The organism is Pseudomonas sp. PB120 (assembly GCF_009761815.1).
Lineage (GTDB): Bacteria > Pseudomonadota > Gammaproteobacteria > Pseudomonadales > Pseudomonadaceae > Aquipseudomonas.
In genome coordinates this window covers 1-10,353 of the sequence record NZ_RWIN01000042.1, presented here as the reverse complement: position 1 = coordinate 10,353, position 10,353 = coordinate 1, and the positions used below count along the sequence as shown (strand labels likewise).

Here is a 10,353-nt window from a genome sequence, read left to right as displayed (position 1 = left end):
GACTGCATCGCAGTCCCCTTTTTGGGGACGCTGCGCACCCCAGCGGGAGCAAGCTCCCTCGCCACAGGGTTTTAGTTGTGGTTAGCTTTTCAGTTCTTTCAGGTGCTTGTACACCGTTGCCCGTCCCATGCTCAGCACATTGGCGACGTAGTTGGAGGCGCTTTTGCCCTTGAAGGCGCCTTCGGCGTGCAGCGCCAGCACCAGCTCGCGTTTGTGGTCGCGGGTCAGCAGGTTCAGGCTCAACTGGCGTTCGCGCAGCCAGGCGTGGAGGAAGGTGTTGATCCGCTCCTGCCAGTCATCGCGAAACAGTGAGTCCGGTTGCGGAATCAACTTGGTCGGTGACAGGAACAGATCCAGCGCCGCTTTCGCATTTTCGAACAGCGAGATATTCAGGTTGATGCACAACACCGCCAGCGGATGACCGGCGCTGTCGCGCAGCACGCTGCTCAGGCTGCGAATCTTCTGACCATCCCAATTCAGCTTTTCGTACGGCCCGATGTTTCGTTCGCTGATGTCATCGCTGAGCATGTCTTCCAGCGCGGCGTCATCGCCGACTTCGCGCTTGGACAGGTTGTTGGCGATGTAATCGATCTTTTGCGTGCGCAGATCGTGCAGCACCACCTCGGCGTGAGGAAAGAACAACGTGGCGATGGCATCGGCGATCGCTCGGTAGTTGTCCAGGGCCGGGTCTTTTTCAGGTGCGTTCATACAATGGAACTCCAGGCAGCATCAGCGCCCCGTCAGAAAAGGGCGCTGGAAGTTTGCCGCAATCGTGTCGGCCCGTCACCTGAGGGCAGGCATCAGCCCAGGCGAGCGGGGGAGAGCATCCCGGCGTCCAGACCGAAGCGCGTGAGTTGTTCGGGCAACGCTTCACCCCGAACCAGCGCGGCGCTGGCCTGGCCCATTGCCGGCGACGTTTGAATGCCGTAGCCACCTTGCGCCGCGACCCAGAACAACCCCGGTACCTGCGGATCAAAACCGGACAGCAAATCACCGTCGCTGACAAAACTGCGCAGTCCGGCCCAGGTGCGGGTCGGACGGCGGATGGTCAGGGTGGTGGCTTCTTCGATCTGGTAGATGCCCATGGCAATGTCCAGTTCTTCGGGTTGCACGTCGTGCGGTTCCACCGGGTCGGCGTTGGCGGGCGAGCCGAGGAACATCCCGGCGTCGGGCTTCATGTAGAACGACTCGTCGAGGCTGACCAGCATTGGCCAACCGTGGATGTCCACGCCTTCGGGGCCGGCGAAGATGAACGCCGCGCGGCGCTTCGGTTGTAGCCCCAGTGGTTTGGCACCCGCCAGTTCGCCGATCTTGTCGGCCCAGGCGCCCGCAGCGTTGATGAGGGTCGGGGCGATAAAAGTCTGGCCATTGGTGCGGACGTGCCACAGACCTTCGGCATCGCGGGTCAGGCTCAGGACTTCGCTGTCGGTGTGCACTTCGCCTTTGTTGCGACGAATACCGCGCAGGTAACCCTGGTGCAGGGCGTCGGTGTCGATGTCACTGGCCGTCGGGTCGTAGATCGCGCCGTGGACTTTTTCCCGGCGCAGGATCGGCATGCGCACACAGGCCTCGTCGGCGCTGAGCAGTTGCATCTCCGGCACCGTGGCTTTGGCACTCAGGTATTGATTGTTCAACTCGGTCGGGTCGCCGGTGAAATCCACGGTCATTTCGCCGCGCGGCGTCAGCAGCGGGTGTTCGCAGAAACCGGCGGGCGGGGCGTCGAAGAAATCGCGGCTGGCCTGGGTCAATGCCCGAACCTGCGGGGTGCCGTAGGCGGCGGTGTACAGCGCCGCCGAGCGACCGGTCGAGTGGTAGGCCGGATGGGATTCGCGCTCCAGCACGATGACCCGGGCCGTTTGCGACAGCCAGAAGCCGGTGGAAGCGCCGGCAATCCCGCCGCCGATGATGATGAAATCTGCCTGGCTCATGAACGTCTCCTGATCAAGCGCAAATGCGGTCTCCTGTAGGAGCGAGCTTGCTCGCGATGGTGTGTCAGTCGACACCGTGGTGCCAGATCTACCTTCGCGAGCAAGCTCGCTCCTACAAAGGGTTGGTGGTGTCAGTGCTGAAGGTGGTAAAGGGCATTGGCCAGCGCGATGTCTTCCAGGCCCAGGCCGATGGAACGAAAGAATACGTGACGGTCGTAGCCGGGGCGCTGGACTTTTTCGCTCAGCAGGTCAGGCAGGTCGCCGATGATCGCGTGCTTGTCCCAGCCATGCTGCTCGCCGGCAATCAGCATCTCACCCGCCGAGCCGGGCGTCGTCAGACGATAGTCGCAGAACACCTGCATCTCATTGAGGCTGGCGGGCGGCACTTCGTGAGCACGCGGGGCGTTGGTGCTGATGGAGGTGATCAGCGCCGGTTTGCTCAAGCTCGACGGATCGATCACCGGGCCGGCGGACGAGGTGCAGAGCATGATGACATCGGCGTCCTGAACCGCCGCTTCGCGACTGTCGACGATGCTCAGGCGCGGGTCGAGGGCCTTGAGCTGCGCCAGTTCTTCAGGGTTCCTGTCGCTCAGGCTCGGCGAATAGAGGTTGATGCTCTGCCAGTCCCGCAGACCCTTCACGTAATGCAGGTGCGCCTGGGCCACCTTGCCGCTGCCGATGATCGCCAGGCGTTGAGCCTTGAGCGGGGCCAAAGCATCGACCGCCACAGCGGTGGTTGCCGCGGTGCGCGCGGTGGTCAGTTCACCGGCGTCGCAAAGCAGCAGCGGCTGGCCGGTCTGCATCGACATCAACAGCGTCCACGCGGTCACCAGCGGACCTTGCTCGCGCACGATGTACGGCGACGTCTTGACCCCGTACACACCGTCCTCGGCCAGCACCCCCAGGTAGTTGATGAAATCTCCAGCGCCCTGAGGGAATTCCACCAGTTGCTGCGCCGGTTGCACCGCTTGCCCGGCAGCCAGGTCGCGGAACAGTTTGCGCAGGATCTGTGGCACGTCGACTTTCGCCAGCAACTCGCGGGCCTGCAGTTGGTTGATCACATAGGGCGTACTTAACATGCTCGGCTCCGGACACTGAAAGTAAACTAATTTGTCTATTATGGACTTTTAGTTGTCTCTCGCAAGCACCGTTTGTAGGAGCGAGCTTGCTCGCGAAAAACTGCAGGGGCGCCGTGGGGCATCTGGTTCTACGCGTTATCGTTCACGACCATCGCGAGCGAGCTCGCTCCTACAGGGTTGTTGATCACAAAAATCGGGGCGAAAAAAAAGCGCAGTCCGTTTCCGGCTGCGCCTCTTTCACTGCGACCCGCGTTACGGGCGCTTGCGCTCAACCGCCCGCAGTAGATGCGTCGGTGGCGTTTCACAGCTGATCTTGCGGCCCAGCAACGCCTCGATGGACGGTAGCTGGTAGGAGTCGTCTTCGCCGGCAAAACTGATGGACACGCCATCGGCGCCTGCGCGACCGGTGCGGCCGATACGGTGTACGTAGTCGTCCGGGACTTCCGGCAGGGTGAAGTTGATCACGTGGCTGATGCCGTCGATGTGAATGCCGCGACCGGCAACATCGGTGGCCACCAGCACGCGGATCTTGCCTTCGCGAAAGCCTTCCAGGGTCTTGATGCGCTTGTGCTGCGGCACGTCGCCGGACAGTTGCGCGGCGTTGACGCCATCGCGCACCAGGCGTTCCTCGATGCGGCGCACTTCATCCTTGCGGTTGGCAAAGACCATCACCCGCTCCCAACCGTTGTCGTTGACCAGGTTGTAGAGCAGTTTGTATTTGTCGGCGCCGGCCACCGCGTAGATGTGCTGCTCGACGTTTTCGCTGGCCACGTTCTGCGACTCGATCTCGACGATCGACGGGTCGGTGGTCCATTGCTTGGCGAGGTTCATCACGTCTTCGGTGAAAGTCGCGGAGAACAGCAGCGTCTGACGCTCGTTTTTCGGTGGAGTCTGGCGAATGATCTGACGCACTTGCGGGATGAAACCCATGTCGAGCATCCGGTCGGCTTCGTCCAGGACCATGACTTCGACCATGTCCAGGTGCACGTCGCCGCGCTGGTTGAAGTCCAGCAAACGGCCTGGCGTCGCGACGAGGATGTCGCAATGACGAGCCTCGAGGTGCTTGAGCTGCTTGTCGAAGTCCATGCCGCCGACAAACGTCATGACGTTCAGGCCGGTGTACTTGGTCAGGTCGGCCGCGTCCTTGGCGATCTGCACCACCAGTTCACGGGTCGGGGCAATGATCAGCGCCCGAGGCTCGCCCATGTAGCGCTCTTTCGGCGGCGGGGTCTGCAGCAGCTGGGTGATGATCGAGATCAGGAACGCAGCAGTTTTACCGGTGCCGGTCTGGGCGCGACCGATGGCATCTTTGCCGGCAAGGGTGAAGCCCAGCACTTGCGCCTGGATCGGCGTGCAATACGGGAAGCCCAAGTCCTGGATGGCGTGCATCAATTCCGGGGCGAGTTTGAAGTCGTGGAAGCGGGTTTTGCCTTCCTGGGGTTCAACGACGAAATCTTCGAGTTTCCAGGGAATGACCGGTGCCTTTGGCTTCGGTTCGCGACGCGGCTTGGCGGGTTTCGGCGCTTCGCTGCGTGGTTGCTCGGCGACAGCCACTTCAACCGGCTGGTCGGCCGGTGCGGTCACGGGCTCGGTTTTTGGTGCCGCTGGGGTGGCGGCCCGGCCCGGCTGATGACCGTCGGTGCGGTGGCTGGGGGCGTGAGACGGAGCGCTGGTGACTGGCGCGAGCTGCTCAGTCTCGCTTTTACCGAACATTTTCTTGAGTGCTTTGAGCACGGTCATCTCATCAATAGGTTAAGTGCCGGCCAGTGTAATGCAAGAATCGGGCGCGGCGTAGTGGGAGGGATCAATGGGCGGTTTTTCGCTTAACCGTCAACGCAAACGCTCAGTGAGCCAAGCGCCGATGTCGTGAATTTCCTCGGGTAACACTTCGTGACCCATTGGGTATTCCTGCCATGTCACGGTGACACCACGCTGCTTCAAATGCTCGTAGGCGGTCCGGCCCATCGAGTTCTGCACCACATCGTCGTACTGACCGTGCAAGGACAGCACCGGAATGCGCTGCTGGCTGGCCGAAAGCTCCAGTTCATCGTTGAAGGTCGGGGCATAGGTCGAGAGGGCAAGTACGCCACCCAGCGCGCCCTGCCACTTCAGGAAGGCGGTGTGCAACACCACGGCGCCCCCTTGGGAAAAACCGGCGAGAAAAATCCGCGAGGCGTCTATTCCAACGGCTCGCTGCACTTCGATCAATTTAATGATTCTGTCCGAAGACTCTTCCAGCTGCTCGCGGTTGATCGCGCGCGCCGGGCTCATGGCCAATATGTCGTACCAGCTCGGCATCTCGTAGCCGCCGTTGATGGTCACGGCGCAGGTCGGTGCCTGCGGCAGGACGAAACGCGTGGTCAGCAGGCTTTCTTGCAGGGCTTCCGCTACCGGCAGGAAGTCATAACGGTCCGCGCCGAGGCCATGCAGCCATATAACGCAGGCGTCGGCGGCCTTGACGGGTTCAAGAATCAGGGGCTCGGTCATGGCTGCTCCAATTGTGTGCGTGCGCTCTCTTTGAGTGCGAGAGGTGAGTGCGCGTCTGGTTGATCAGTTAACAAGATGTCGCAAGGCTACAAGTTTTGCTATTGACCTGTGGCTGAATCGCTTCTGCGCGCGGTCTGGTACGGGCCTTGCTATGGGAAGCCTGTACGAAAAATCCCACGCCTGTCGGTAACACTATCAGGCCATTGTTCGTGGTGGGATAGCAAAAAATCCGGTGATGGATGTTCGCCAATGGCCGCTACGGGCTTCGCGAACGTGAAAGGGCTACAGCCCGTTCGGCCGATTGGTGAGAAGTGAGTGGTCCATGATGTGGATTTTCTCCTACTAGACTCATAGCAACGGTCCTACGTCGGTTGACCCTAAAAAAAGCCAACACGGGTCAACAACGCCTCATAAGGGTGCGACTGGACTCACGCTCCGACACAACAAGAGCAAAAACTGGAGGTTTGAATGAAGATGTTGAAATCCACCCTGGCTATCGTGACTGCAGCCGCAGTACTCGGTGTCAGCGGGTTCGCTCAGGCGGGTGCAACCCTGGATGGCGTACAGAAGAAAGGTTTCGTACAGTGCGGCGTCAGCGATGGCCTGCCTGGTTTTTCGGTTCCGGACTCCACTGGCAAGATCGTGGGTATCGATGCTGACTACTGCCGAGCTGTAGCGGCTGCCGTTTTCGGCGACGCGACCAAGGTCAAGTTCAGTCAGTTGAACGCCAAAGAGCGCTTCACCGCGCTGCAATCGGGCGAAATCGACATCCTGTCGCGCAACACCACCATGACCAGTTCCCGTGACTCGGGCATGGGCCTGAAATTTCCTGGCTTCATCACTTACTACGACGGCATCGGCTTCCTGGTAAACAACAAGCTGGGCGTCAAGAGCGCCAAGGAACTGGACGGTGCAACCATCTGCATCCAGGCCGGTACCACCACCGAGCTGAACGTTTCCGACTACTTCCGCGGCAACAACCTGAAGTACACCCCGATCACGTTCGACACCTCCGACGAAAGCGCCAAGTCGCTGGAATCCGGTCGTTGCGACGTACTGACTTCCGACAAGTCCCAACTGTTCGCCCAGCGCAGCAAGCTGGCCTCGCCGAAAGACTACGTGGTTCTGCCGGAAACCATTTCCAAGGAGCCACTGGGCCCTGTCGTGCGCAACGGCGACGACGAGTGGCTGGCCATCGTGCGCTGGGTTGGCTACGCCATGCTCAACGCTGAAGAAGCCGGCATCACCTCGAAAAACGTTGAAGCTGAAGCCAAAGGCACCAAGAACCCGGACGTTGCTCGTCTGCTGGGGACTGACGGCGAATACGGCAAAGACCTGAAAGTGAAGAAAGACTGGGTCGTGCAGATCGTCAAGCAGGTCGGCAACTACGGTGAAGTGTTCGAGAAAAACCTCGGCAAGAGCACTCCGCTGGAAATCGACCGCGGGCTGAACGCCCTGTGGAACAACGGCGGCATTCAATACGCACCACCAGTGCGCTGATGGTTCTATCACCCGGTGGGCCAACCGCCGGGTGATGTTCTGTTCCATTACATCCGGGGCACTTCATGCAAAATTCAATCGGCGCACCAAAGCAGAGGCTCAGCCTCAGCGATCCCAAAGTGCGTGCGTGGCTATTTCAGATCATCACCATTGTGGCGGTGGTCACGATGGGCTGGTATCTGTTCGATAATACGCAGACCAACCTTCAACACCGGGGCATTACCTCCGGTTTCAGCTTTCTGGAGCGCAGTGCCGGTTTCGGCATCGCTCAACACCTGATCGACTACACCGAATCGGACACCTATGCCCGAGTGTTTGTCATCGGGCTGCTCAACACGCTGCTGGTGACCTTCATCGGCGTGATCCTGGCGACGATCCTCGGGTTCATCGTCGGCGTGTCACGGCTGTCGAAGAACTGGATCATCAGCAAACTGGCGACTGTTTATGTGGAAGTCTTCCGCAACATTCCGCCGCTGCTGCAAATCCTGTTCTGGTACTTTGCGGTATTCCTGACGATGCCGGGGCCACGTAACAGCCATAACTTCGGTGACACCTTCTTCGTCAGCAGCCGCGGCCTCAACATGCCGGCCGCGCTGATTTCCGAAGGGTTCTGGCCGTTTGTGGTCAGCGTCGTCGTGGCCATCGTCGCCATCGTTCTGATGTGCCGCTGGGCCAACAAGCGTTTCGAAGCCACTGGCGTTCCGTTCCACAAGTTCTGGACGGGCCTGGCGCTGTTCCTGGTGATTCCGGCGTTGTGCGCGTTGATCTTCGGCGCCCCGCTGCACTGGGAAATGCCGAAGCTGCAAGGCTTCAACTTCGTCGGCGGCTGGGTGTTGATCCCGGAACTGCTGGCGTTGACCCTGGCCCTGACCGTGTACACCGCGGCGTTCATCGCCGAGATCGTGCGTTCGGGCATCAAGTCGGTCAGCCATGGCCAGACCGAGGCGGCTCACTCCCTGGGCCTGCGCAACGGTCCGACCCTGCGCAAGGTGATCATCCCGCAAGCCCTGCGCGTGATCATTCCACCGCTGACCAGCCAATACCTGAACCTGGCGAAAAACTCCTCGCTGGCGGCCGGTATCGGTTACCCGGAGATGGTCTCGTTGTTTGCCGGTACGGTGCTGAACCAGACCGGGCAAGCCATCGAAGTCATTGCCATCACCATGAGCGTGTACCTGGCCATCAGTATCAGCATTTCCCTGCTGATGAACTGGTACAACAAGCGCATTGCGCTGATCGAGCGGTAAGGAAAAGCGCATGAGCACTCATACATTCAAACCTGACATGCCCCCACCGAGCAGCGCCATCGGTGTGGTGGCGTGGATGCGCGCGAACATGTTCTCCAGCTGGATCAACACCCTGCTGACCCTGTTCGCGTTCTATCTGATTTACCTGGTGGTCCCGCCTATCCTGCATTGGGCGATCCTGGACGCCAACTGGGTCGGCACCACCCGCGCCGACTGCACGAAAGAGGGCGCCTGCTGGGTGTTCATCCAGCAGCGATTCGGCCAGTTCATGTACGGCTACTACCCGCCGGAACTGCGCTGGCGCGTGGACCTGACGGTGTGGCTGGCGGTCATCGGCGTGGCACCGTTGTTCATCTCGCGCTTTCACCGTAAAGCGGTGTATGGCCTGAGCTTCCTGGTGCTGTACCCGATCATTGCCTACTTCCTGCTGCATGGCGGCATTTTCGGCCTGCAACAGGTGGCGACCAGCCAATGGGGCGGCCTGATGCTGACCCTGGTCATCGCCACCGTCGGTATTGCCGGTGCATTGCCGCTGGGGATCATCCTGGCACTGGGCCGTCGTTCGAACATGCCGGCGATTCGGGTGGTCTGCGTGACCTTCATCGAATTCTGGCGCGGCGTGCCGTTGATCACGGTGCTGTTCATGTCCTCGGTGATGCTGCCGTTGTTCCTGCCCGAAGGCATGAACTTCGACAAACTGCTGCGGGCGCTGATCGGCGTGATCCTGTTCCAGTCGGCCTACGTGGCCGAAGTGGTGCGCGGCGGTCTGCAAGCGATCCCTAAAGGTCAGTACGAAGCGGCAGCGGCGATGGGCCTCGGTTACTGGCGCAGCATGGGCCTGGTGATTCTGCCGCAAGCCCTGAAGCTGGTGATCCCGGGCATCGTCAACACGTTCATTGCGCTGTTCAAGGACACGAGCCTGGTGATCATCATCGGCCTGTTCGACCTGCTCAACAGCGTCAAACAAGCCGCCGCCGACCCTAAATGGTTGGGCATGGCCACCGAAGGCTATGTGTTCGCGGCCCTGGTGTTCTGGATTTTCTGTTTTGGTATGTCCCGCTATTCCATGCATTTGGAACGCAAGCTGGACACTGGCCACAAGCGTTAGGAGTTCTCTGATGAGCGAAGCGATCAAAAAGCCTGTGAGCCCTGAAGGCATTATTCAGATGCAGGGCGTGAACAAATGGTACGGCCAGTTCCACGTGTTGAAAGACATCAACCTGAACGTCAAGCAGGGCGAGCGTATCGTGCTGTGCGGCCCGTCGGGTTCCGGCAAGTCCACCACCATTCGTTGCCTCAACCGTCTGGAAGAACACCAGCAGGGCCGCATCGTGGTCGATGGCGTCGAGCTGACCAACGACCTGAAGCAGATCGAAGCGATTCGTCGTGAAGTCGGCATGGTGTTCCAGCACTTCAACCTGTTCCCGCATTTGACCATCTTGCAGAACTGCACCCTGGCGCCGATGTGGGTGCGCAAGATGCCCAAGCGTCAGGCTGAAGAAATCGCCATGCATTATCTGGAGCGTGTACGCATTCCGGAGCAGGCGCATAAATTCCCGGGGCAACTGTCTGGCGGTCAGCAGCAGCGTGTGGCGATTGCCCGGGCGTTGTGCATGAAGCCGAAAATCATGTTGTTCGACGAACCGACTTCGGCACTCGATCCTGAGATGGTGAAAGAGGTGTTGGACACGATGATTGGTTTGGCTGAGGACGGCATGACCATGCTTTGTGTGACTCACGAGATGGGTTTTGCTCGGACGGTGGCCAATCGGGTGATCTTCATGGACAAGGGGGAGATCGTTGAGCAGGCGGCGCCGAATGATTTCTTCGATAATCCGCAGAATGAGCGGACCAAGCTGTTCTTGAGTCAGATTCTGCATTGATTGGGGGGTTTGGGTTCTGATGCTGGTGGGGGGCATATCCGTTTCTTTGGTAACGGCTGCTTATGGTTTCGCCCTTACGGCGACTCAACTTGGAAAAGCCCCAAAGTAAGCAAAAGGCTCTTGCCCCACCACTCGGTGCCTCGCTAGGGCTCGGCATGCCCTCACTCCGGCATTGCTCCGTGGGCCCGCCGCCATCGGCCATCCATGGCCGGGGGCGGCTAACCCGGCA

9 protein-coding genes are annotated in these 10,353 nt (G+C 60.1%); 4 read left to right on the top strand and 5 right to left on the bottom strand.

The annotated features are described in order from the left end of the window. Positions 1–81: 81 nt before the first annotated feature. The 5 genes from EJA72_RS08685 to EJA72_RS08665 all read right to left on the bottom strand — a co-directional run bounded on the left by EJA72_RS08685 (position 82) and on the right by EJA72_RS08665 (position 5,494). Positions 82–708, bottom strand: coding sequence for a transcriptional regulator (locus EJA72_RS08685; RefSeq protein ID WP_157711082.1), 627 nt, complete (start codon positions 706–708; stop codon positions 82–84). A 92-nt stretch (positions 709–800) separates the two neighbouring features. Next, positions 801–1,928, bottom strand: a complete 1,128-nt coding sequence (locus EJA72_RS08680) for an FAD-binding oxidoreductase (protein WP_157711081.1) — start codon at positions 1,926–1,928, stop codon at positions 801–803. A gap of 131 nt (positions 1,929–2,059) precedes the next feature. Then, on the bottom strand, positions 2,060–3,007 hold the full coding sequence (locus EJA72_RS08675; RefSeq protein WP_157711080.1) for an ornithine cyclodeaminase family protein: 948 nt from the start codon (positions 3,005–3,007) through the stop codon (positions 2,060–2,062). 252 nt (positions 3,008–3,259) lie between these two features. Further along, a complete protein-coding gene (rhlB, locus tag EJA72_RS08670; protein WP_157711079.1) occupies positions 3,260–4,747 on the bottom strand; it encodes an ATP-dependent RNA helicase RhlB in 1,488 nt (495 codons plus the stop codon). 90 nt (positions 4,748–4,837) lie between these two features. Beyond that, on the bottom strand, positions 4,838–5,494 hold the full coding sequence (locus EJA72_RS08665; protein WP_157711078.1) for an alpha/beta hydrolase: 657 nt from the start codon (positions 5,492–5,494) through the stop codon (positions 4,838–4,840). Between the two features lie 468 nt (positions 5,495–5,962). Between EJA72_RS08665 and EJA72_RS08660 the strand changes: the two genes are divergently transcribed. The 4 genes from EJA72_RS08660 to EJA72_RS08645 all read left to right on the top strand — a co-directional run bounded on the left by EJA72_RS08660 (position 5,963) and on the right by EJA72_RS08645 (position 10,124). Next, on the top strand, positions 5,963–6,994 hold the full coding sequence (locus EJA72_RS08660; protein WP_157711077.1) for an amino acid ABC transporter substrate-binding protein: 1,032 nt from the start codon (positions 5,963–5,965) through the stop codon (positions 6,992–6,994). 65 nt (positions 6,995–7,059) lie between these two features. After that, a complete protein-coding gene (locus EJA72_RS08655; protein WP_157711076.1) occupies positions 7,060–8,241 on the top strand; it encodes an amino acid ABC transporter permease in 1,182 nt (393 codons plus the stop codon). A 10-nt stretch (positions 8,242–8,251) separates the two neighbouring features. Beyond that, on the top strand, positions 8,252–9,349 hold the full coding sequence (locus EJA72_RS08650; protein WP_157711075.1) for an amino acid ABC transporter permease: 1,098 nt from the start codon (positions 8,252–8,254) through the stop codon (positions 9,347–9,349). A 10-nt stretch (positions 9,350–9,359) separates the two neighbouring features. Beyond that, a complete protein-coding gene (locus tag EJA72_RS08645; protein ID WP_090188113.1) occupies positions 9,360–10,124 on the top strand; it encodes an amino acid ABC transporter ATP-binding protein in 765 nt (254 codons plus the stop codon). Positions 10,125–10,353 lie beyond the last annotated feature (229 nt).